Annotated in this window: 19 protein-coding genes and 1 pseudogene; 1 reads left to right on the forward strand and 19 read right to left on the reverse strand. The window is 61.6% G+C overall.

The window, feature by feature from the left end; genetic code table 11:
• Nucleotides 1–49: 49 nt before the first annotated feature.
• From F7R19_RS02055 to ppsA, 4 genes are all read right to left on the reverse strand, one after another.
• Entirely contained in the window at nucleotides 50–562 is a 513-nt protein-coding gene (locus F7R19_RS02055) for a GNAT family N-acetyltransferase (protein ID WP_150979204.1), read from the reverse strand.
• A gap of 120 nt (nucleotides 563–682) precedes the next feature.
• A complete protein-coding gene (locus F7R19_RS02060; protein WP_150979205.1) occupies nucleotides 683–1,621 on the reverse strand; it encodes an SPFH domain-containing protein in 939 nt (312 codons plus the stop codon).
• Between the two features lie 85 nt (nucleotides 1,622–1,706).
• Complete coding sequence (locus F7R19_RS02065; RefSeq protein ID WP_150979206.1) at nucleotides 1,707–2,132, reverse strand: NfeD family protein; 426 nt, start codon at nucleotides 2,130–2,132, stop codon at nucleotides 1,707–1,709.
• 170 nt (nucleotides 2,133–2,302) lie between these two features.
• Nucleotides 2,303–4,687 carry a phosphoenolpyruvate synthase gene (gene ppsA, locus F7R19_RS02070; RefSeq protein WP_150979207.1) on the reverse strand — a complete coding sequence of 795 codons (2,385 nt, stop codon included), beginning with the start codon at nucleotides 4,685–4,687 and terminating at the stop codon, nucleotides 2,303–2,305.
• Nucleotides 4,688–4,944: 257 nt separating this feature from the next.
• Between ppsA and ppsR the strand changes: the two genes are divergently transcribed.
• Complete coding sequence (gene ppsR / locus F7R19_RS02075; protein ID WP_223505749.1) at nucleotides 4,945–5,886, forward strand: posphoenolpyruvate synthetase regulatory kinase/phosphorylase PpsR; 942 nt, start codon at nucleotides 4,945–4,947, stop codon at nucleotides 5,884–5,886.
• A 96-nt stretch (nucleotides 5,887–5,982) separates the two neighbouring features.
• Here the strand turns inward: ppsR and F7R19_RS02080 are convergent, their stop codons facing one another.
• The 15 genes and pseudogenes from F7R19_RS02080 to tsf form a co-directional block, all read right to left on the reverse strand.
• Nucleotides 5,983–6,765 carry a TrmH family RNA methyltransferase gene (locus F7R19_RS02080; protein WP_150979208.1) on the reverse strand — a complete coding sequence of 261 codons (783 nt, stop codon included), beginning with the start codon at nucleotides 6,763–6,765 and terminating at the stop codon, nucleotides 5,983–5,985.
• A 113-nt stretch (nucleotides 6,766–6,878) separates the two neighbouring features.
• Nucleotides 6,879–7,454 (reverse strand): annotated as a pseudogene (locus F7R19_RS02085) (ribonuclease HII); the annotation flags it as partial.
• On the reverse strand, nucleotides 7,454–8,662 hold the full coding sequence (lpxB, locus tag F7R19_RS02090) for a lipid-A-disaccharide synthase (RefSeq protein WP_150979210.1): 1,209 nt from the start codon (nucleotides 8,660–8,662) through the stop codon (nucleotides 7,454–7,456). The pseudogene F7R19_RS02085 and the gene lpxB, both read right to left, overlap by 1 nt.
• Nucleotides 8,663–8,674: 12 nt before the next feature.
• The gene (lpxA, locus tag F7R19_RS02095) at nucleotides 8,675–9,478 is read right to left on the reverse strand and encodes an acyl-ACP--UDP-N-acetylglucosamine O-acyltransferase (protein WP_061958373.1); all 804 of its coding nucleotides are present in this window, start codon (nucleotides 9,476–9,478) and stop codon (nucleotides 8,675–8,677) included.
• Between the two features lie 43 nt (nucleotides 9,479–9,521).
• Complete coding sequence (gene fabZ / locus F7R19_RS02100; RefSeq protein ID WP_061958372.1) at nucleotides 9,522–9,974, reverse strand: 3-hydroxyacyl-ACP dehydratase FabZ; 453 nt, start codon at nucleotides 9,972–9,974, stop codon at nucleotides 9,522–9,524.
• Nucleotides 9,971–11,077, reverse strand: a complete 1,107-nt coding sequence (gene lpxD, locus F7R19_RS02105; protein ID WP_150979211.1) for a UDP-3-O-(3-hydroxymyristoyl)glucosamine N-acyltransferase — start codon at nucleotides 11,075–11,077, stop codon at nucleotides 9,971–9,973. Before lpxD ends, fabZ begins: the two co-directional genes overlap by 4 nt.
• 48 nt (nucleotides 11,078–11,125) lie before the next feature.
• Entirely contained in the window at nucleotides 11,126–11,656 is a 531-nt protein-coding gene (locus F7R19_RS02110; RefSeq protein ID WP_061958370.1) for an OmpH/Skp family outer membrane protein, read from the reverse strand.
• Between the two features lie 21 nt (nucleotides 11,657–11,677).
• Nucleotides 11,678–13,987, reverse strand: a complete 2,310-nt coding sequence (gene bamA / locus F7R19_RS02115) for an outer membrane protein assembly factor BamA (protein ID WP_061958369.1) — start codon at nucleotides 13,985–13,987, stop codon at nucleotides 11,678–11,680.
• Nucleotides 13,988–14,147: 160 nt separating this feature from the next.
• Nucleotides 14,148–15,545 (reverse strand): RIP metalloprotease RseP, encoded by a 1,398-nt coding sequence (gene rseP, locus F7R19_RS02120; protein WP_150979212.1) that lies wholly within the window; start codon nucleotides 15,543–15,545, stop codon nucleotides 14,148–14,150.
• Between the two features lie 41 nt (nucleotides 15,546–15,586).
• Nucleotides 15,587–16,765 (reverse strand): 1-deoxy-D-xylulose-5-phosphate reductoisomerase, encoded by a 1,179-nt coding sequence (ispC, locus tag F7R19_RS02125; RefSeq protein ID WP_150979213.1) that lies wholly within the window; start codon nucleotides 16,763–16,765, stop codon nucleotides 15,587–15,589.
• A gap of 24 nt (nucleotides 16,766–16,789) precedes the next feature.
• A complete protein-coding gene (locus F7R19_RS02130) occupies nucleotides 16,790–17,611 on the reverse strand; it encodes a phosphatidate cytidylyltransferase (protein ID WP_061958366.1) in 822 nt (273 codons plus the stop codon).
• Between the two features lie 46 nt (nucleotides 17,612–17,657).
• Nucleotides 17,658–18,428, reverse strand: a complete 771-nt coding sequence (locus F7R19_RS02135) for an isoprenyl transferase (protein ID WP_061958365.1) — start codon at nucleotides 18,426–18,428, stop codon at nucleotides 17,658–17,660.
• A gap of 50 nt (nucleotides 18,429–18,478) precedes the next feature.
• Nucleotides 18,479–19,039, reverse strand: a complete 561-nt coding sequence (gene frr, locus F7R19_RS02140; RefSeq protein WP_061958364.1) for a ribosome recycling factor — start codon at nucleotides 19,037–19,039, stop codon at nucleotides 18,479–18,481.
• A 108-nt stretch (nucleotides 19,040–19,147) separates the two neighbouring features.
• The gene (gene pyrH / locus F7R19_RS02145) at nucleotides 19,148–19,858 is read right to left on the reverse strand and encodes a UMP kinase (RefSeq protein ID WP_061958363.1); all 711 of its coding nucleotides are present in this window, start codon (nucleotides 19,856–19,858) and stop codon (nucleotides 19,148–19,150) included.
• 303 nt (nucleotides 19,859–20,161) lie between these two features.
• A complete protein-coding gene (gene tsf / locus F7R19_RS02150; RefSeq protein ID WP_061958362.1) occupies nucleotides 20,162–21,040 on the reverse strand; it encodes a translation elongation factor Ts in 879 nt (292 codons plus the stop codon).
• Nucleotides 21,041–21,131: the final 91 nt, after the last annotated feature.

Consider the following 21,131-nt stretch of genomic DNA (forward strand, 5'->3'; position numbering starts at 1 on the left):
GGCCGCCTGGTGTAAAGCTGGCAGCGCGGCCGCCGGTTGGCCGTGGTGCCTAGGCCGTGATTTCCTGCCACTGCGCGGCGACGAGCCCCTCAATATTCGACAGCACTGCGAAAATCTCGCTGGTCATTTCGTCGATATCCCTCGACATACTGAAATGATCGTCGAACGCGTCCAGCCAAGCGCGATTTAGCTTGTTACCCACAAATTGAATTGCCGGCATACGCGGCGGCGGGCGATGAACATCGGCTCGCAATCCCATGCGCGTGTAAAAACCGATCGCCGAATCCTTGGCCACCAGACGGAGCGTGGAAAGCCCCATCGTCGACGCGTGGCGACAAGCCAGGTACATCAGTAATCGGCCCACACCGGGAAAAGGATTGTGGGCGTCAGCCGCATTGCTATGGCCAAACACGTCGATTCTTTGGATGGACAATTCCGAATCGGCCTGACAGATTCTAAAACTGACCTCCCCTATGGCTTCGTCGCGCTGCTCGTCGACCAGCATAAAGCTGCCCATCCGATTCTTGCCATATACCATTTCCGGTTCTACATGCAGCGTCAACGTACGACCGCTGCACCTATCAAGAAAACGTCTCAACTTCAAATGTCCTGCAATGAAGGGGGCGACTTGTCATGATCAATACATTGAGTGCCGGGGCGCTCTGGCAAACACGATAAGGGACTACAGCACCTTGTCCGCTTTCTGACCCTTTGCAATCTGCAGGGCCGACGCAATCATCGAACTCATTTCCCCGAGATTGCCGGGCACAATCAATGTGTTGCCCTGCTTGGCAAGATTGCCGAAGGCTGCCACATATTCCTCGGCCACCTTGAGGTTGACGGCTTCCGCACCGCCTTCGCCGCGGATGGCGTGACCGATTTTTGCGATCGCCTGGGCATTTGCCTCGGCCACTGCGAGAATAGCCGACGCCTCGCCCTGCGCCTTGTTGATCGCCGCCTGCCGTTCGCCCTCGGATTTCTGAATGGCCGCTTCACGCGCACCCGAAGCGAGGTTGATCTGCTCCTGGCGCTTGCCCTCCGATGCGGCAATCAAGGCGCGCTTTTCACGTTCTGCGGTGATTTGCGCCTGCATCGCGTGCAGGATTTCCTTCGGCGGCGTCAGGTCCTTAATCTCATAGCGCAGGACTTTTACGCCCCAATTTGCCGCTGCTTCGTCGAGCGCGTTCACTACGCTGTGATTGATGAATTCGCGCTCCTCGAAAGTCTTGTCCAACTCGAGCTTGCCGATCACCGAGCGCAGCGTGGTTTGCGAGAGCTGCGTGATGGCCACCACAAAATTGCTCGATCCATACGACGCCTTCATCGGATCGGTTACCTGGAAATACAGCACGCCATCGACCTGCAATTGCGTGTTGTCTTTCGTGATACATACCTGGCTGGGCACATCGAGCGGAATTTCCTTGAGAATATGCTTGTATGCCACCCGGTCGATAAATGGCACGACAATGGAAAGTCCGGGCGTCAGCGTCGCGTGGTAGCGACCGAGACGTTCGAGCACCCAGGCATGCTGTTGCGGAACGATCTTGATCGACTTGGCGATCAGCACGATCGCGGCGATAAGCAGAATCAGCGGAAACAGACCGAGCTGAAAGGCAAGCATGTGGGACTCCGTCGAAAAATGGCCCAAACGGCCATGCATGGCAATTGAAAACCCGCTGCCCAAAGCAGCGGGTTGAGAATGCACACTAGAGCGGCGAAACGATCAACGTAGCGCCACGAACCTCGACGATCCGGTAGCGCCCGGCGGCCGGATCAGCATCGGGTGCCAACTCGACCGTCCATTCTGCCCCACGGTAAGGAACGCGGGCACGACGATAGTCATCCCAATCCGAAACATCGACTTCCTGACCGATATTGAGGTTGACACCAGGGTCGGTGGCCGCATCGCGCCGGCGTACCTTACCGAAGCGCGTGCGGCGCAGCGCAACGATGGCAATCACCGCAACCAGCGCCGCCACAACGGTCTGCAGCGGGACATCGAGCCCCAGGATCGCGGCCAAGCCTCCTGCCACGACGCCGCAGGCGATCATCAGTAAATAGAAGGTTCCGGTGGCCATCTCGGCGATGACCAACACGACTGCAGCAGCGAACCAAAGATAGTACGACGTCATCTCGCTTCCTTCCTGGAAACAAGCAGCAAAAACAAAAACCCCCGCGTAACGCCGACGGCGCTGCGGGGGCAGTGGTAACACCTGCCACGAGGCCGGTGCCAGCCGGCGCGCTGGTCTTTCGACCGCGCGCCGCTCAGGTGTGGTGTCTTGCTATTGTGACGCGGAATGCCTTAGGAAGCCAGCTGCTGCCAGGTTTCCACCACGGAATCGGGATTCAGCGAGATCGACTTGATGCCCTCCTTGGCAAGCCAGGCGGCAAAGTCGGGGTGGTCCGAAGGACCCTGGCCGCAGATGCCGACATACTTGTCCAGGCGCAGCGCCGTGGAAATGGCGCGCTGCAGCATGAAGCGAACCGCAGGATCGCGCTCGTCGAAGTCCTTTGCCAGCAGTTCCATGCCCGAATCGCGATCCAGACCCAGCGTGAGCTGCGTCAGGTCGTTAGAGCCGATCGAGAAACCATCGAAGAACTGCAGGAATTCCTCGGCCAGAATCGCGTTGGAGGGCACTTCGCACATCATGATGATGCGCAGGCCGTTTTCGCCACGCTTCAGGCCGTGCTTCGCCAGCAGTTCGATCACGCGCTCGGCCTGGCCAAGCGTGCGCACGAACGGCACCATGATTTCGACGTTGGTCAGGCCCATTTCGTCGCGCACGCGCTTCATGGCCTTGCATTCCATTTCGAAGGCCTCGGCGAAATCGTCAGCGATATAACGCGACGCGCCGCGGAAACCCAGCATCGGGTTTTCTTCGTCCGGCTCATAGCGCGAACCGCCGATCAGCTTCTTGTACTCGTTCGACTTGAAGTCCGACAGGCGCACGATCACCGGCTTCGGATAGAACGCCGCACCGATCGTGGCGATCCCTTCGGCGAGCTTGTCGACATAGAACGCACGCGGGCTGGCGTGGCCGCGCGCCACCGATTCGACCGCCTTCTTCAGGTCGGCGTCGACCTGCGGATAATCGAGAATGGCCTTCGGGTGGACGCCAATGTTGTTGTTGATAATGAATTCGAGACGCGCGAGGCCGACGCCGTCGTTGGGAATCTGCGCAAAATCGAAAGCGAGCTGTGGATTGCCGACGTTCATCATGATCTTGGTGGAAATCGCCGGCATCTCGCCGCGCTGGACTTCCGTCACTTCGGTCTCGAGCAGACCGTCGTAAATCCGACCTTCGTCGCCTTCCGCGCAGGACACGGTCACCAGCGTGCCGTCCTTGAGCAGATCGGTCGCGTCGCCGCAGCCCACCACGGCAGGCACGCCCAGTTCGCGCGCAATGATCGCCGCGTGACAGGTACGGCCGCCGCGATTGGTGACGATCGCCGCCGCGCGCTTCATCACCGGCTCCCAGTTCGGATCGGTCATGTCGGCCACCAGGACATCGCCCGGCTGCACGCGTTCCATTTCCGACGGGTCGTTGATGACGCGCACCGGGCCCGTACCGATCTTCTGGCCGATGGCGCGGCCGCTGGTCAGCACCGCGGACGTGCCCTTGAGCTTGAAGCGCTGCTCGGCCTTGCCGGCCGCCTGACTCTTCACGGTCTCGGGACGGGCCTGCAGGATGTAGATCTTGCCGTCCTTGCCGTCCTTGCCCCATTCGATATCCATCGGGCGGCCATAATGCTTCTCGATGATCATCGCGTAGCGCGCCAGCTCGCTGACATCGTCATCGGAAATCGAATAACGGTTGCGCAGTTCGGGCGGCACGTCGACGGTCTTCACGCGGCCGGCTTCGCCAGGCTTGGTGAATTCCATCTTGATCAGCTTGGAGCCGATCGAGCGGCGGATAACCGGATACTTGCCGGCTTCCAGCGTCGGCTTGAAGACGTAAAACTCGTCCGGATTGACCGCGCCCTGCACCACCGTTTCACCGAGGCCGTAGCTGGAGGTGATGAAGACCACGTCCGGGAAGCCCGACTCGGTGTCGATCGTGAACATCACGCCCGAGGCGGCCAGGTCCGAACGGACCATGCGCTGCACACCGGCAGACAGCGCCACCACGTCGTGGGCAAAACCCTTGTGCACGCGGTACGAAATGGCACGATCGTTGTAGAGCGAGGCGAATACGTGCTTGATCTTGTCCAGCACGTCATCGATACCGCTCACATTCAGGTACGACTCCTGCTGGCCCGCAAACGACGCATCGGGCAGGTCCTCGGCAGTGGCCGACGAGCGCACCGCGAACGACGCCTCGGCGCCCTCGCGTGCCGAAACCCGGGCGTAGTGTTCGCGGATTTCCGCATCCAGACGCGGCTGCAGCGGAGCCTCGACGACCCAGCGGCGGATTTCCGCACCGGCTTCGGCAAGCGCCTTCACGTCGTCCACGTCGAGCGCCTTGAGGCGATCCGAAATGCGTGCGGTCAGGTTGTTGTGCGCAAGAAAATCGCGGAAAGCGAGCGCGGTGGTAGCAAAGCCGCCGGGCACGCGTACGCCGGCGCCGGCCAGTTGCGAGATCATTTCACCCAGCGAAGAATTCTTGCCGCCGACGGTTTCCACGTCCTGCATGCGCAATTCTTCGAACGGAAGCACATAAGCGCCGTTGTCTACCTGGTTGGTCATAAAAGCCTCAAAGCAAAGTAAGAAATCTTTTGCACCGACCGGTATGTTGTTGGAGTTCTGCCCCCGGCGGATCGCTTGGCTGAGCAATTCCGACTGCCATCGGAAAGCTCCGATGCTGCAATGCACATTGTCGACAATCCGGCCGAAAATCGTTGGCTGGCCGGCGTTGGCGGAATTGCTTAGCCAAAAGATCGCCGCTATTCTACCGTGCCGCATCGCACTTTCGCGCAGCGGCGGCTCCAAATTATTGTTAAGACATGTCCCTGCCCGACGCGCCCGACGCACTGCCACCGGCTTCCACCCCGCCATCCCAGACTGCGCCGGACGTGAGCGGCAATCCAGCGGCCGCGCCTGCGCCGGCCATTGCGAGCGCCGATCGCCCTGCTGTGCGTACGGTCTTTATCGTTTCCGATGGCACGGGCATTACCGCCGAGACATTTAGCCATTCGATCCTGGCGCAGTTCGAAATGCGCTTTCGCAAGGTCCGCATGCCGTTTGTGGACACCCCGGATAAGGCACATGTGGCGGTCGGCAAGATCAACGAGGCGTTCTATAACGAAGGCGTGCCGCCCATCGTGTTCACCACGCTGGTCAATGCCGAATCGAACAAGGCGATGCGGCGCGCCAAAGGCATGATTCTCGACATGTTCCAGACCTTTATCGAACCGCTCGAAAAGGAACTGGGGCTGAAGTCGACCCACGCGATTGGCCGCTTCCACCAAAATGCGGATACCGAGGCCTACAAGAACCGGATCGAAGCGATCAATTTCTCGCTGGCGCACGACGACGGGCAATCGCACAAGAACCTGCAGGAAGCCGATGTCATTTTGGTAGGCGTGTCGCGCAGCGGCAAGACGCCGACGAGTTTGTATCTGGCCATGCAATACGGCCTCAAGGCAGCCAACTATCCGCTGATTCCCGACGATTTCGAACGCGGCCGCCTGCCCTCGGCGCTCTATGCGTTCAAGCCCAAGATTTTCGGCTTGTCGATCGATCCGCAACGGCTGACGGAAATCCGTAACGAGCGGCGTCCCGGCAGCAAATATGCTGCGCTGGAAAACTGCCGCTACGAAGTGAATGAAGCCGAGGCAATGATGCGTCGCGAGGGCATCAAATGGTTATCCTCGACACATAAGTCGATCGAGGAGATCGCCACCACGATCCTCCAGGAAATCAAGGTCGACCGCGACAATTACTGACCGGCCTGTCCACCGTATTATCCGAATCGTCTTACGGTGGCACCGACAGATGATTGCGACGGAGGCCGGCAGCGCGCCTGCGCCAAAAGCGCGCGATTATCCTGCCCGGCGCTGGCGCACTGTTTCGAACAGGCACACCGCCGTTGCGGCGGCAACGTTCAGCGATTCCAGGCCGCCTGGCTGAGGAATGCCGACGGTGCGCGCAACGCGGGCCATCCATTCCTCGCTCACACCGGACCCTTCGTTGCCGACCACCCAGCCCAGCGGTTGGCGCAGGTCGGTATCGAAGACAGCTGCGTCGGCATGTGACGACGTGGCCAGAAGCGGCACGCGCAGGCGGCTTTCCAGCATGTCCAGCGTGCAGTGCTCGACGATGTTCAAATGGAAATTTGCACCCATGCCAGCGCGCAGCGTCTTGACAGACCAGGCGAAAGCGCAGCCCGTGGTCAGGAATGCGTGCGGTATCCCAGCCGCGGCCGCGCTGCGCAAAATCGACCCGACGTTGCCCGCATCCTGAACGCCATCAAGGATGATGCAATCCGTGTCGATCGTTGCCGGCAGGTGCCCGCTGGGCGTATCGATGACAAGCATCAGCTCCACACCATTGGCGACGGGGCTGATCTGCGCGAACAGGGCATCGGCCAGTACGACCACCTTGTCCGGATCGATCCGGTCCAGCAGCGGGCGCACCTCGGCATGATCATAGTGACGTTCGCCAACGATACAGCTCACCGGCTGGCCCAGCGCCGTGATGTAGGCCTGCGCAAGATGCACGCCGTCGAGCACAGACTGCCCCGCCTTGCGGCGTTGATGCGTGGAGCCCGTCAGGGCCTTCAGATGCTTGAATAGCGCGTTATCGCGCGACGTGACGTGCTTCAAGGACGTGCTCAAAAAGGCGGCGCTTCTTGCGGAATGCCCGACAGGCGTTCCCTTTCGAGCGCCATGCGCACCGGTGCAAACGAGCGGCGGTGATGCGGGGTCGCGCCGTGCTCCTCGAGCGCGGCAAAATGCTGCGGCGTGGGATAACCAAAATGGGAATCGAATCCGTACTGCGGATATTCCTCGTGCAGCGCGAGCAGATTACGGTCCCGCGCCACCTTGGCCAGGATCGACGCCGCGGAAATCGCCCGCACCTTGGCGTCGCCTTTGACAATTGCCTCGACCGGATATGCCACTTGCGGGCAGCGATTGCCATCCACCTGTACCAGATCGGGAATAACACCGCTGGCGGCAAGACCCTGCACCGCACGCTGCATGGCCAGCATCGAGGCGTGAAGAATATTGATCGAATCGATTTCCTCGACCGTGGCGAAGGCAATATGCCACCCGAGCGCATGTTCGCAAATCCGATCGAACAGGCTCTCGCGCTTGGCCGCCGTCAGGATTTTCGAATCGGCCAGACCGCGAATCTGCCGTTTGGGATTCAATACGACCGCTGCCGCATAAACGGGACCGGCAAGCGGTCCGCGCCCCGCTTCGTCCACGCCGCACAGGTGTTGAATGACGGCGACCGTCTGCGTCAGTTCCAACCCCATTTGTGGCGATTCATCGGATTTTGCACGCGGCATCAGCGCACTCCCCGGGCACGCATTAGATCGACGACCACGCCCGCAGCCAGATTAGCGGTGTCCCGTTTCAGCGTTTCATGCATCGCGGTGAAATGTTCGCGCAGAAAGGCGATATTCCCTTCGTCATTCAGTTGCAAAAGCGTTTCGCGCGCCAGTGCCTCCGGCGTTGCGTCATCCTGCAACAGCTCCGGGACGACAAAACGCCCTGAAAGGATATTAGGCAGTCCGACGTAAGGAAGGTAACCCTGCCGCTTCATGATCTGCGCAGTCAGCCAGGGCACCTTGTACGAAATGACCATGGGCTTTTTGTACAGCGCGGCTTCCAGCGTTGCGGTGCCGCTTGCGAGCAGCACGACATCCGAAGATTCCATCGCCAGGTGCGACTGTCCATCCACAATCGTCAGCGCGATCTCGGGATAGCGCGCGTGCAGCTCTTGCACGATTTCGCGCAATGCAGCATTGGCAGCGGGCAACACGAATGCCAGATTGCCGTCCATGCGCTGCATGCGCGCCATGGCATCGAAAAACGTGGCGCCAAGATTGCGGACTTCGGACTGGCGGCTACCGGGTAATACCGCGACGATTCGCTTGCCTTCCGGCAATCCCAGTTTTGCACGGGCGCCGGCCACGTCGGGCACCATTGGAATTACGTCAGCCAGCGGATGACCGACATAAGTAGCCGGAATTCCAGCCTTGGCATAGATTTCCGGCTCAAACGGAAACAGACAAAGAATATGGTCGACGGCGCGCGCAATGGTGCGAATACGACCGGCCCGCCAAGCCCAAATCGAAGGGCTGACAAAATGCACGACCGGGATCCCCGCGCGCCGCAGCGGCACTTCCAGCCCGAAATTGAAATCGGGCGCGTCGACACCGATGAAACACAATGGCGGCTGCGCCAGCAATTGCTCTCGAATCGCGCGGCGCGTGGCAAGAATTTCGCGCAGCGACCCGAGCACTTCGACATAACCATTGACCGACAGCGTTTCCATCGGCCAATGCGAGACAAAGCCCTGCGCCTGCATGCGACGTCCGCCAATACCGGCGAACTCCACCGAATCGCCGAGTCGCGCGTGCAGCCCTTCCAAAAGTAGCGAAGCCAGCAGATCGCCGGAGGCCTCGCCGGCCACCATGGCAATCGTGCCGCGCTTGTTCACGTTGGCTTCCACTTCCGCGGGAAGCGCGGCCTGGACGGCGGCGTCAATCATGTCCGGCGCGGATCAGCGAACGATGCCGCGCTGCGTCGCGGACAGGAATTCCACGAACGACTGCAGCGGCGCAGCGGTGACGGCGTCCGACTGGCCCAGCAGCGCCGAAATTTCCTGGCGCGCATCGTCGAAGCTCAAATCCGATTTGTACAGCAGCTTGTAAGCCTGCCGCAGCGCGGCGATCTGCGCCGCATCGAAACCGCGCCGACGCAGACCTTCGACATTGATGCCATGGGGCGTGGCCTTGTTACCGCTCTTGTCGCTCGCCGCGATCACGAACGGCGGCACATCCTGGACCAGCGCCGACGCGCCGCCCAGCATGGCGTGCGCGCCGATCCGCACAAACTGATGCACGCCGCTCATGCCACCAAGGATCGCCCAGTCGCCAACCTCGACGTGACCGGCAATCTGCGCATTGCTCGAAAAGACCGTGTGATTTCCCACGCGGCAGTCGTGCGCAATATGCACGTAGGCCATGATCCAGTTGTCATGGCCCAGGCTGGTGACGCCGCGGTCCTGGACCGTGCCGGTATGAATGGTCGTGAATTCCCGGATCGTATTGCGATCGCCAATCTCGAGCCGGGTGGGCTCGTTGGCGTATTTCATGTCCTGCGGAACGCCGCCCACCGACGCGTACGGGCCGATGCGGTTCCCTTCCCCAATCGTGGTGTGGCCTTCGATCGTGGAGTGCGAGCCGATTCGCGTGCCGCTGCCAATCCGCACATTGGGGCCGACGATCGAAAACGGACCGACTTCCACATCGGAAGCGAGTTCAGCCTTCGGATCGACCAGTGCGGTGGGATGGATTTGCGTCATACGTCGTGTCCTGTGGTGTCTCGGTTCTGCTCGATGCAGCGCATCAGGCTTCGGCTTGCTTGACCGTGCACATCAGTTCGGCTTCGCACGCCACCTCGCCGTCCACGGTGGCGCTGGCCTTGAATTTCCAGATGCCGCGAATATAGCGCTCGACGGTCACGTTCAAATGCAGCTGATCGCCGGGATAAACGACACGCTTGAAACGCGCGCCGTCGATACCGACGAAGTAATACAGCGCGCCTTCCTTGCGCTCCATGTCGGCACCGAACGTCAGCAGTCCTGCCGACTGGGCCAGCGCTTCCAGAATCATGACGCCGGGCATTACCGGTTGTTCCGGAAAATGCCCCATGAAGTACGGCTCGTTGATCGTCACGTTCTTCAGGGTCTTGATCCGCTTCTGCGGTTCAAATTCCAGCACGCGGTCAACCAGCAGGATCGGATACCGATGCGGTAGCAGCTTAAGGATCTTGCGGATGTCGATGTCGGAGGCTGTCATGATGATTTCTCTTCGTCTTGTTTGCTATTGGCCCCGGTGGATGCGCCGCGTAGCCGACGCTCCAGTTGAACGACTCGCTCGCGTAACTTCGACAAGCCGCGCACGATGGCGGCATTGCGCTCCCATTCGCCGTGAGACGTGAATGGAAAGACGCTTGTGAAATGCCCACCGGGCTTTGTAATCGATTTGGTAATCGACGTGCCGCCCGAAACCGTGGTTCGGTCGGCGATATTCAAATGGCCGGAAAAATTGGCGGCGCCGCCGATCACACAGAACTTGCCGATCTTCGTGCTGCCCGAAACTGCCGCCGTACCCGCGATGACCGTATGCGCGCCGACGTGCACGTTGTGCGCAATCTGCACCTGGTTATCGATCTTGCACCCGTCCTCGATCACGGTGTCTGCCATCGCCCCACGGTCCACGCAGGTGTTCGCCCCGATTTCGACGTCGTTGCCCAGCACGGCCCGGCCGACTTGCGGGATCTTGACGTACTCGACTCCAGTCGGACCGATATCGGGCGCAAAACCAAAGCCGTCCGCACCGATCACCGCCCCGCTGTGCAGGATGTTGCGCGCACCGACCACGCAACGATGATAAACAGAAACGTTTGCGTAGATGAGCGTATCGTCGCCGATCTCCGCGCCTGCGCCGATAAAGGCATTTGCCAGGATCCGCACACGTTCGCCCAGCTTGGCGCCGGCTTCAATGACGACATTGGGGCCGACAAAGCAGGATGCGGGCACCAATGCATCGGCGGCTACGCTGGCGCGCGGGTCGATGCCCACACGCGGGTCGGTATTCGCCTCACGATCGAAACGCTGCGCGACACGCGCGAAACACACGTACGGATTACGCGCGATCAGCCAGTTGCGGCCGTCGGACGTCCCTTCGGCACGAATGCGGTCGAGATCCGAAGGCGACACGATAATAGCGCCAGCCTTCGATGCCAGCGCCTGTGTCAGGTACAGGGGATTCGAAAGAAACGAAAGATCGCCCGGACCAGCCTGGTCGAGCGGCGCCAGGCCGCTCACAGCCAGGTCGGGATCACCCACAACCTGCGCGCCGTTCTCGGTGGCGAGCTGACCCAGTGTGGGTGTCTTCATGGCAGTACTTCCTTGAAAAACGTAAGCGAGAGACCAGTGCGTCGCCGCTTACTTGCCCGAGCCGCTATTGAGCGCCTTCATCACGTCGTCCGTGATGTCGATGCGAGGGTTCACATAAACGGCTTCCTGCACAATCAGGTCGTACTTGCGCTGCTCGGCCAGTTGGCGGATCACGCGGTTGGCGCGTTCCAGAACCTGCGCCAGTTCTTCGTTGCGGCGCTGGTTCAGGTCCTCGCGGAATTCGCGCTGCTTGCGCTGGAATTCGCGGTCGAGATCGGCCACCTCGCGCTGACGGCGCTGCCGATCGGAATCCGCCAGTACGGCAGTGTCCTTGTCCAGCTTGTCCGCCATGGCCTTGATCTTCTGCGCCATGTCCTGCAACTCGCGGTCACGCTTGGAAAACTCCTGCTCAAGCTTGACCTGTGCCGCCTTGGCGGGTTGCGAGTCACGCAGAATACGTTCCGAGTTCACCGCGGCAATACGAGCCTCCTGCGCCATCGCCGGGGCTGCCACGCAAAAGGCCGCAGCGGCCAGCGCGGCCGCGCTCAGGGATTTCATCAATGGAGTATGGAGTTTCATCAAACAAATCCTTTTTGGGGATCAGAACGCGGTACCGATCTGGAACTGGAAGCGTTGAACCTTGTCGTTCTCGTCCTTCTTCAGCGGGAAACCCATGCTGACCTTGAGCGGGCCGATTGGCGACAGCCACGACATACCGAAACCAGTCGAGTACTTCAAATCGCTGAACGAAAGCGGCGCACCTTCCTGATAGACGTTACCGAAATCGAAGAATGTAAAGAGGCGCAGCGTGCGATCGACACCCGAGCCCGGCAGCGGGAACACGAATTCCACGTTACCGATCATCTTCGAGGCACCGCCCACCGGGTTGCCATTCTGGTCCTTCGGTCCCAGCGTGCTGGTCTGGTAACCGCGCACCGACCCGATACCGCCGGCGTAGAAGTACTTGAACACCGGGAACGGCGTGTTGCCGTAGCCATGACCGTAGGCCACTTCGCCGTTGAACGCCAGCGTGAAGGCTTTCGAGAGCGGATAGAAATACTGCTGCTGGAAGCTGGCGCGATAGTACTGCGTATCGCCGCCGGGCACGCCGATTTCCAGGTTGGCCTGGGTGTAGGGGCCCTTGGTCGGGATCAGTGCGCTGTCGCGACGGTCACGCGCCCAGCCGATCGTGAACGGGAAGTTGTTGATCGGATCGCCGCTGGCCTTGCCCACCTTCTGCAGCCACGCCGTGTACTGGCTCGGCGTATTGGTCGAGGTGTACACCTGCGTACGCTCGTAACCGATGCCGAAGAACACCGTGTCGTTTTCAGAGAACGGCACACCAAACTTGAAGCCGCCGCCGGCCGAAACGATCTTGTAGTCTTCGTCGCCGGTGTAATACAACGGGCGCGACGTACGGTAGTAGATATCCGTCGAACGGCTAATGCCATCCACGGTGAAATACGGATCGTACTGGGTTAGCGCAATCGTACGGAACGACTTGGCCGTGTTGACATCGAGGCCCAGGCTCGTGCCCGAACCGAACACGTTGTCCTGACGCAGACCCGCCTGCAGCACGAGCTTGTCGGTCGACGAAAAACCGAGACCCAAGCTGATCTGGCCGGTCGGCTTTTCGGTAACGTTCACGTTCACGTCGACCTGATCGGGCGCGCCGGGCACGTCCTCGGTCGTGATGTTGGTGTCCGTGAAATAGCCGGTACGATTGATACGCGCCTGCGATTGCGTGAGCTTCTCGCTATCGAACCAGGAGCTTTCCATCTGGCGCATTTCCCGACGCACCACCTCGTCGCGCGTCTTGCTGTTGCCGACCACGTTTACGCGGCGCACATACACGCGGCGTCCCGGATCGACCATCAGCGTTAGCGCAACCTCGCGCTTTTCCTTGTCGATTTGCGGCTGCGGGTTGATCGTCGTGAAAGCGTAGCCGTAGGTGCCAAGCAGGTCGGTGATCGATTTCGTGCTGGCAGTGAGTTTCTCGGACGAGAAAATATCGCCCTTCTTCAACTGCAGCAGTTTCTCCATTTCCTCCTGCTTGCCCAGCAGTTCGCCCGCCAGACGGATGTCGGATACCTTGAACTGCTCGCCTTCGTTGATATTCAACGTCAGGTAGATATCCTTCTTGTCCGGCGTGATCGAGACTTGAGTCGACTCGATCTGGAATTCCAGATAACCGCGATTGAGGTAGTACGAACGCAGCGCTTCCAGGTCGGCCGTGAGCTTCTGCTTTGAGTAAAGATCGTTCTTGGTGTACCACGACAGCCAGTTGGGCGTGGACAGCTGCATTTCGTCGCGCAGCGTGCTTTCCTTGAAAGCCTTGTTGCCGACGATATTGATCTGGCGGATCTTGGCGACCGGACCCTCTTCCACATTGAAGACGACCGAGACGCGATTGCGGTCGACCGGCGTCACCGTGGTCTGCACTTCGGCGGCATAGTAGCCGCGCGCCACATACTGGCGCTTCAGCTCTTGCTCGGCCTTGTCGATCAGCGCCTTGTCGTAGTAACGCGCCTCGGCCACGCCGACGGCCCGCAGGGAACGGCGCAGCGTGTCCTTGTCGAATTCCTTGATGCCGACGAACTCGAGCTGCGAGATGCCCGGGCGTTCCTCCACCTGCACCACCAGCACGCCGTCCTCTGCGCGGATCTGCACGTCCTTGAAGAAGCCGGTATTGTAGAGGGCGCGAATCGCGTCGGCGCCCTTGTCGTCGGTGAAGGTTTCGCCGACGCGAACCGGGAGATAACCGAACACGGTACCCGGTTCCACGCGCTGCAGGCCTTCAACGCGAATGTCCTTGACCACAAACGGATCCGCGGCCCAGCCCGCCGGGCTCCACGCCGCGATAATGGCACTCGTCAGCAAGCCCAGCGAGATGCGCTTATTTCTGATCAAAGTCGATCCCCTCTTCCTCATCGATTTCATGCAGGGTAATGGCTCCAATGCCATTTGCAGCTACGCCTGATAATGCCGGCAGTACCGATCTGCTCCGATGGATACATGCCCATCGGAATACGACTGCCCCCGGCCGACTTACGCTTCTGGCTGCGCGAAACTAGCCGCGCGCAAGAAACAGTCGGCTGACGTCATTGAACAAAGCGAGTGAAGTCAGGAGCAAGATGCACGCGATGCCGACCTTCTGCAGCATCGCTTGCCAGTGGTCTGGTACAGGCCTGCCAGTCAAAAATTCCACGCAATAATACAGCAAATGCCCCCCATCCAGCACCGGAATGGGTAACAAATTCAGTACACCGAGGCTGACACTGACCAGCGCAAGAAAGCTGATGAAAGGCTGCCAGCCCATATGGGCGGCGCGTCCAGCGTAGTCGGCGACGGTCAGCGGACCGCTGAGATTCTGCAGGGACGCCTGCCCCACCAGCATCTTGCCGAGCAGTTTCAACGACAGCACGCTGGTGCTCCAGACCTGGTCCGTCGCGCGCGCCAGTGCCTGTACCAGCGGATATCGCACGATCTCGGTCCGCACGGCCTGATTCAGCGCGGCGCCGAGCTTGCCCACCGTGGCTGCCGGCGCGCCGCTCTGGTCAGGCTTGCCGCCGGCGGAGGCGTCCAGCTTAACCGTGACATTCAACCGTTGCCCCGCGCGCTCGATGCCCAGTACGACGTCCTGGCCTGGCCGGGCGCGCACGCCGCGAATCAGTTCACCTGCCTGGGTCAAGGGCTGGCCCTGCCAGGCGACGATCGTATCGCCGGCTTTCAGCCCGGCCCGCTGGGCCGCGGAATCGGGCACGATTTCGGTAATGGTGACCGGGCCGCCCTTGAGCGCCAGGCCCAGCGTGGCGAGCGGATCGATCTCCGGATTGCTTCCCGTGTCCGGCAGGCGGCCCAGAGCGACATCGCGCTCTCCACCATCATTGCCGCGCACGCGCAAGGTGGCGCTGGTATCGCCGAATCCGCGCGAAAAAATCGCCATGCGCAGGTCATTCCAGGACCGCACGGCTTCTTCCTGGCCATTGGCTGCCAAGGACAGCACGGTGTCGCCGTCGCGCACGCCGCCGGCGGCGGCCACGGTGCCCGCCGCCGGCGCGGCAAGCACGGGCACGGGCTCCCGCACCCCACCGGCGAACAACACCATATACAGCGCGATGGCCAGCGCGAAATTCGCCAGCGGGCCGGCCGCCACGATCGCAAAACGCTTGCCGACCGGTTGCCGGTTGAACGCGCGTGGCAGCTCAGCGGCGTCGATGGGCGGATCGGTTTCGGGGTCCCGCTCGCGCTCGTCGAGCATCTTGACGTAGCCGCCGAGCGGAATCGCGGCCAGCGTCCATTCCGTGCGGTCACGCCCCTTGCTGACCCAGCGCGCCAGGGGCCGGCCAAAACCGATCGAAAAGCGGAGCACCTTGACGCCGCACGCGCGCGCGGCCAGGTAGTGCCCCATCTCGTGCACGAAGATCAGGATGCAGAGGGCGACGACGAACGCGATAACGGTTTGCATGGCAATTCACCCTTTCCAGATCCGGCCGCGCCGCGCAGCGGTCAACGGCCAGCCAATTGTTGCAGCATGGCCTGCGCGGAGCGGCGTGCTTCACCATCTGCCGCCAGGACGCCTTCGAGCGAATCTGCCGAGCCTTGCACGGGCTCCTCCAGTACATCGGCCACCACGCGCGCGATATCGGTGAAACGAATCCGTCCCGCCAGAAAAGCGTCCACCGCGATCTCGTTGGCCGCGTTCAGCACCGCCGGCGCCAGACCGCCTGCGCGCAGTGCATCAAAGGCTAATCCGAGACACGGGAAGCGTTCAAGGTCAGGAATCTCAAAATGAAGACCGCCGGCCACCGTCAGATCCAGCGGAGTCACGCCCGAATCGATGCGCTCAGGGTACGCCATGCCATACGCGATCGGCGTACGCATATCCGGGTTACCCAACTGCGCCAGCACCGAACCGTCCGCATAGGCAACCATGGAGTGGACGATGCTCTGCGGATGGATCAGCACCTCGATCCGGTCGGCCGGCGCGCCGAACAACCAGTGAGCCTCGATCACTTCCAGCCCTTTGTTCATCATGGTGGCCGAATCGACCGAAATCTTGCGTCCCATCACCCACTTGGGATGCGCGCACGCCTGATCGGGCGTGATGTCGTGCAGCGTGGACGGGTCGCGCGTGCGGAACGGCCCTCCGGACGCGGTCAGCAGCACTTTCGACACGCCGGCACCGTAACGCGGGTCGGAGGTCGGCAAGCACTGGAAAATCGCGTTGTGTTCGCTGTCGATGGGCAGCAGTGTCGCACCATGTTCACGCACCGCATCCATGAAGATGGCACCCGACATCACCAACGATTCCTTGTTGGCCAGCAGCACCCGTTTGCCCGCGCGTGCGGCGGCCAGCGAGGAACGCAGGCCGGCGGCGCCGACGATGGCGGCCATCACGGCATCGGTTTGCGGATCCGCGGAAATCGATTCGAGCGCCTCGGGGCCGTATTCGACTTGCGTGTCGAGGCCAGCGGCGCGCAGTCTGGACGCGAGGTCGGCCGCGGCATCGGCCGATCCGACCACGGCGCGGGCCGGACGGAACTCGACGCAAGCGGCGGCCAGCTTTTCAACCTGCCGGTGCGCGCTGAGCGCGTGCACGGTATAGCGGTCCGGGTGGCGCCGAACGACGTCGAGCGTGCTTTCGCCGATGGAGCCCGTGGCGCCCAGGATCGTAATACGTTGCATAGAACCAGATGAATTCAGTTGTGATCAGACCCAGGCCAGCAGCAATGCGGCCAGGGGAAATACCGGAATCAGCGCGTCGATGCGATCCAGAACCCCGCCATGACCGGGCAGCAGCCGGCTGCTGTCCTTCATGCCGGCCTGCCGCTTGAGCAGCGATTCGAACAGGTCGCCAACAACGCTGGCAGCCACCAGCAGGGTGGTGAGCGCAACCAGGAAGAGCAGTCCCCCGTGGTCCGCCATGAGCGAATACCAGGTCGGTGCAAACGCATGAGTGGCGGCAAGCCCCAGCGCGAGCGACGTTGCCAGCAGCCAGCCGCCAATCGCGCCTTCCCATGATTTGCCCGGGCTGATGGTCGGCGCCAGCTTGCGGCGGCCGATCGCCTTGCCAACGAAATATGCGCCGATATCAGCCGCCCAGACCAGCACGGCGGCCGTCAGCAGCACGCCGATGCCGGCCACGCGCAACGCCATGACGGCATGGCCGAACGCGGGGAGCATGATGAGGCCGAGCACGGCGCCCAGCACCGTGAAAGCGGGCGTCGGCTGGCGCACGCCGCGCGCCAGCAGCATGACTGCCACACCCCACGCCACCAGCGACAGTTCAAGCAGCCAGTTGATGGCATCGCCGGCGGGAGCCAGATGCCAGCCGATCATCGCCAGCAGGCAAAGCACCGCATAGACGTAGGGCCATGGATGCGGCAGCTTGATCAGGCGCCCGAATTCCCAGCCGGCCAGCAACACGATGACTGCCACCAGCACGGCAAGCGCGGTGGGCGGCGCCAGAAACAGAATGGGCAGGATCAACAGCAACAGGCATACGGCGGTGATGACGCGGGTAAGTAGCATGCGGCTGCGGGTCCCGTGATGGTGTGAAGGGTACGGCGACGATGGCTCAGGCCGTTCCGGACAGGCCGGGAGCCACCAGTTGCGCGCTGGTCCGTCCAAAGCGGCGTTCGCGCTGACGGTACGACGCAAACGCCTTGTCCAGTTCGGCAGCGTCGAAATCTGGCCAGAACGTCTCCGTGAAATACAACTCGGTATAGGCGAGCTGCCAGAGCAGGAAATTGCTGATGCGCTGCTCGCCACCGGTGCGAATGAACAGGTCTGGCTCCGGCGCATAGGCCATCGCCAGATGCGGCGCCAGCACCGATTCGTCGATCGACTCGCTGTCGAGCATGGGCGACCGGGCCAGCATCTTGCGCATGGCCTGCAGCAGATCCCAACGCCCGCCGTAATTGGCGGCGATGGTCACGGTCAGTCCGGTGTTGGCCGCAGTGCGAGCCTCCGCATCCTTGATCAGTTGCTGGATGCGCGGGCTGAAGCGGCTGAGATCGCCCACCACTCGCAAGCGGATGTTATTTGCGTGCATCTTGACCACTTCGCGACGCAACGCGGTCATGAACAGCCGCATCAGAAAGGACACTTCGTCCACCGGGCGGCGCCAGTTTTCGGAACTGAACGCAAATAACGTCAAATACTGCACGCCGCGCGCGGCGCATGCCTGCACGATCTCGCGCACTGTGTCGAGGCCGCGCGTATGACCGGCCACGCGCGGCAAGTGACGCTGCGTCGCCCAGCGACCGTTGCCATCCATGATGATGGCGACGTGTCTGGGCACATAAGTGGTATCTGGAACGCCGAGCGTCGAACTGATGTGCTGCATGGATGTGCGGACGGTATCGGGCAACCCGGCGGCAAGCCGCCGGGACGGCCTTACACCGTCATGATCTCCTTCTCTTTCTCGCCGACCAGCCTGTCGATCTCGGCCACGTATTTGTCCGTCAGCTTCTGAACGTCATCGACACCGCGACGCTCGTCGTCCTCGGAAATGGTCTTGTCCTTGACCAGCTTCTTGAACTGTTCGTTGGCGTCGCGACGCAGGTTGCGGACGGCGACCTTCGCACCTTCCGCCTCGCTCTTGACCACCTTGATCAGTTCCTTGCGGCGCTCTTCGGTCAGCGCGGGCATCGGCACGCGGATCACGTCGCCCATGGTGGCGGGATTCAGACCCAGGTCCGCATCACGGATGGCCTTTTCCACGGCCTGCACCATCTTCTTTTCCCACGGCTGCACGGTGATCGTGCGCGCATCGCCCAGGCCAACGTTGGCCACCTGGCTGATCGGCACAGGCGAACCGTAATAATCCACTTGCACATGGTCGAGCAAGCCGGTGTGCGCACGGCCGGTACGGATTTTCGCCAGATCGGCCCTGAAGGCTTCGATCGACTTCTGCATCTTCTGCTCGGCGCTCTTCTTTGTGTCGGCGACGGTCATGTTTACCTCCGGAAAACTGCCTGACAGGATCCCGCCGGGCGGGATCGAAAATGGAACATTCTACCCTCAGGCCGGACAGAATCTTCATTCTGCCGCGGCCAAAAGCACTTAAACGTGCACCAGCGTACCTTCGTCCTCACCCAGGATCACGCGCTTGAGCGCGCCGGGCTTGACGATCGAAAACACCTTGATCGGCAGCTTCTGGTCGCGGCACAGCGCGAACGCGGTGGCGTCCATGACCTGAAGGTTGCGCGAAATGGCTTCGTCGAAGGAAATCGTGGTGTAGCGCGTTGCGCTGGGGTCCTTCTTGGGATCGGCCGTGTAGACGCCGTCCACCTTGGTGGCCTTGAGGACGATTTCGGCACCGATTTCCGAGCCGCGCAGCGCGGCGGCCGTATCGGTCGTGAAGAACGGATTGCCGGTGCCGGCCGCAAAGATCACCACCTTGCCCTCTTCCAGTTGACGGATGGCGCGAGGACGGATGTACGGCTCCACCACCTGGTCCATGCGCAGCGCGGACTGGACGCGGCCCTCGATGTTGGCGTGACGCATGGCATCCTGAAGCGCCAGCGCGTTCATCATGGTGGCCAGCATGCCCATGTAATCGGCAGTGGCGCGGTCCATGCCGGCCGCACCGCCGGCCACGCCGCGGAAAATATTGCCGCCGCCGATCACGACGGCAACCTGGACGCCCAGCTTCACGATTTCGGCAATGTCATTGACCATGCCTTCGATAGTGGCCCGGTTGATGCCGAAGGCATCGTCACCCATCAGGGCTTCACCGGACAGTTTCAGAAGGACGCGCTTGTAGGCTGGCATGTTCACCCTCGGGCTGGTTCTTGATCGTTCGTTTGAACGGATGGATGGGCGCGGGCGGCACGAAGCATCTGCGCACCGGCCGCGCATGAATATGGAATGCTTGACAGCTGATTAGCCGGTTTTCGCCGTCATCTGCAGGTATCGCGCGACTAAAATCCCGCAAACTGCCGGTGACTGCGAAAACTGACTGGCATCGCGCCAGGCGCGTGCCGTACTTGTGCAGAGGGGCACCTCGCGGCGCCCCTCGGCATTATACGGTGGCGGGATCAGTGCTCCTCGGCAAACTGGCCCGCCACCCGGACATCAGGCCTTCTGGGCGGCTGCCACTTGGGCGGCCACTTCGGCGGCGAAGTCGTCCTGCTTCTTCTCGATGCCTTCACCCACCACGTACAGCGTGAAGCCCTTCACGACGGTGTTGGCGGCCTTGAGCATCTGCTCGACGGTCTGCTTGTCGTTCTTCACGAACGGCTGGTTCAGCAGCGACACTTCCTTCAGATACTTCTGAACCGAACCTTCCACCATCTTGGCGGCGATCTCGGCCGGCTTGCCCGATTCAGCAGCCTTTTGCTCGGCGATGCTGCGCTCCTTGGCGATCAGCTCGGCCGGCACCTGGTCCGACGACAGCGACACCGGCTTCATGGCGGCGACGTGCATCGCCACATCCTTGGCGGCCACGTCATCGCCTTCGAACTCGACCATTACGCCGATGCGGGTGCCGTGCAGGTACGACGCCAGCTTGCCGCCGTTGGCATAACGCACGAAGCGGCGGATCGTCATGTTTTCGCCGATCTTGCCGATCAGCGCCGAACGCACTGCATCGACAGTCGAACCGTCCATTTCCAGCGCCGACAGCGCGGCCACGTCGGCCGGGGCCTGCTTGGCGACCAGTTCGGCAACCTTGGCGCCGAAGCCCAGGAAGTCGTCGTTCTTCGAAACGAAGTCGGTTTCGCAGTTCAGCTCGACCAGCGCGCCGGTGGTGCCGTCGATGTAGGTGACGACAATGCCTTCGGCGGTCACGCGCGAAGCGGCCTTGCTGGCCTTGTTGCCCAGCTTGACGCGCAGCAGCTCTTCAGCCTTGCCCAGATCGCCATCGGCTTCGGTCAGGGCCTTCTTGCATTCCATCATCGGCGCGTCGGTCTTCGCGCGCAGTTCTGCAACCATGCTTGCGGTAATTGCCGCCATTTGTCACTCCTTGTGTGGTTGGCCTCATCCGCGGCAAAGCTTATCCGCCACGGATGACACTGAATCTGTTTGCAAAAAGGGGGCGCCAGAA

This window comes from Cupriavidus pauculus (genome assembly GCF_008801835.1).
In the GTDB taxonomy this organism is placed as follows: domain Bacteria; phylum Pseudomonadota; class Gammaproteobacteria; order Burkholderiales; family Burkholderiaceae; genus Cupriavidus; species Cupriavidus pauculus.

Coding starts and splice junctions, on each gene's coding strand:
- ppsR (WP_223505749.1), top strand. CDS start 4,945: ATGTCCCTGCCCGACGCGCCCGACGCACTGCCACCGGCTTCCACCCCG.
- tsf (WP_061958362.1), bottom strand. CDS start 21,040: ATGGCGGCAATTACCGCAAGCATGGTTGCAGAACTGCGCGCGAAGACC.
- lpxB (WP_150979210.1), bottom strand. CDS start 8,662: ATGATTGACGCCGCCGTCCAGGCCGCGCTTCCCGCGGAAGTGGAAGCC.
- F7R19_RS02060 (WP_150979205.1), bottom strand. CDS start 1,621: ATGCTTGCCTTTCAGCTCGGTCTGTTTCCGCTGATTCTGCTTATCGCC.
- lpxA (WP_061958373.1), bottom strand. CDS start 9,478: ATGACGCAAATCCATCCCACCGCACTGGTCGATCCGAAGGCTGAACTC.
- frr (WP_061958364.1), bottom strand. CDS start 19,039: ATGACCGTCGCCGACACAAAGAAGAGCGCCGAGCAGAAGATGCAGAAG.
- rseP (WP_150979212.1), bottom strand. CDS start 15,545: ATGCAAACCGTTATCGCGTTCGTCGTCGCCCTCTGCATCCTGATCTTC.
- F7R19_RS02130 (WP_061958366.1), bottom strand. CDS start 17,611: ATGCTACTTACCCGCGTCATCACCGCCGTATGCCTGTTGCTGTTGATC.
- lpxD (WP_150979211.1), bottom strand. CDS start 11,077: ATGAAGACACCCACACTGGGTCAGCTCGCCACCGAGAACGGCGCGCAG.
- F7R19_RS02110 (WP_061958370.1), bottom strand. CDS start 11,656: ATGAAACTCCATACTCCATTGATGAAATCCCTGAGCGCGGCCGCGCTG.
- F7R19_RS02065 (WP_150979206.1), bottom strand. CDS start 2,132: ATGACGTCGTACTATCTTTGGTTCGCTGCTGCAGTCGTGTTGGTCATC.
- fabZ (WP_061958372.1), bottom strand. CDS start 9,974: ATGACAGCCTCCGACATCGACATCCGCAAGATCCTTAAGCTGCTACCG.
- ppsA (WP_150979207.1), bottom strand. CDS start 4,687: ATGACCAACCAGGTAGACAACGGCGCTTATGTGCTTCCGTTCGAAGAA.
- pyrH (WP_061958363.1), bottom strand. CDS start 19,858: ATGCCAGCCTACAAGCGCGTCCTTCTGAAACTGTCCGGTGAAGCCCTG.
- ispC (WP_150979213.1), bottom strand. CDS start 16,765: ATGCAACGTATTACGATCCTGGGCGCCACGGGCTCCATCGGCGAAAGC.
- F7R19_RS02135 (WP_061958365.1), bottom strand. CDS start 18,428: ATGCAGCACATCAGTTCGACGCTCGGCGTTCCAGATACCACTTATGTG.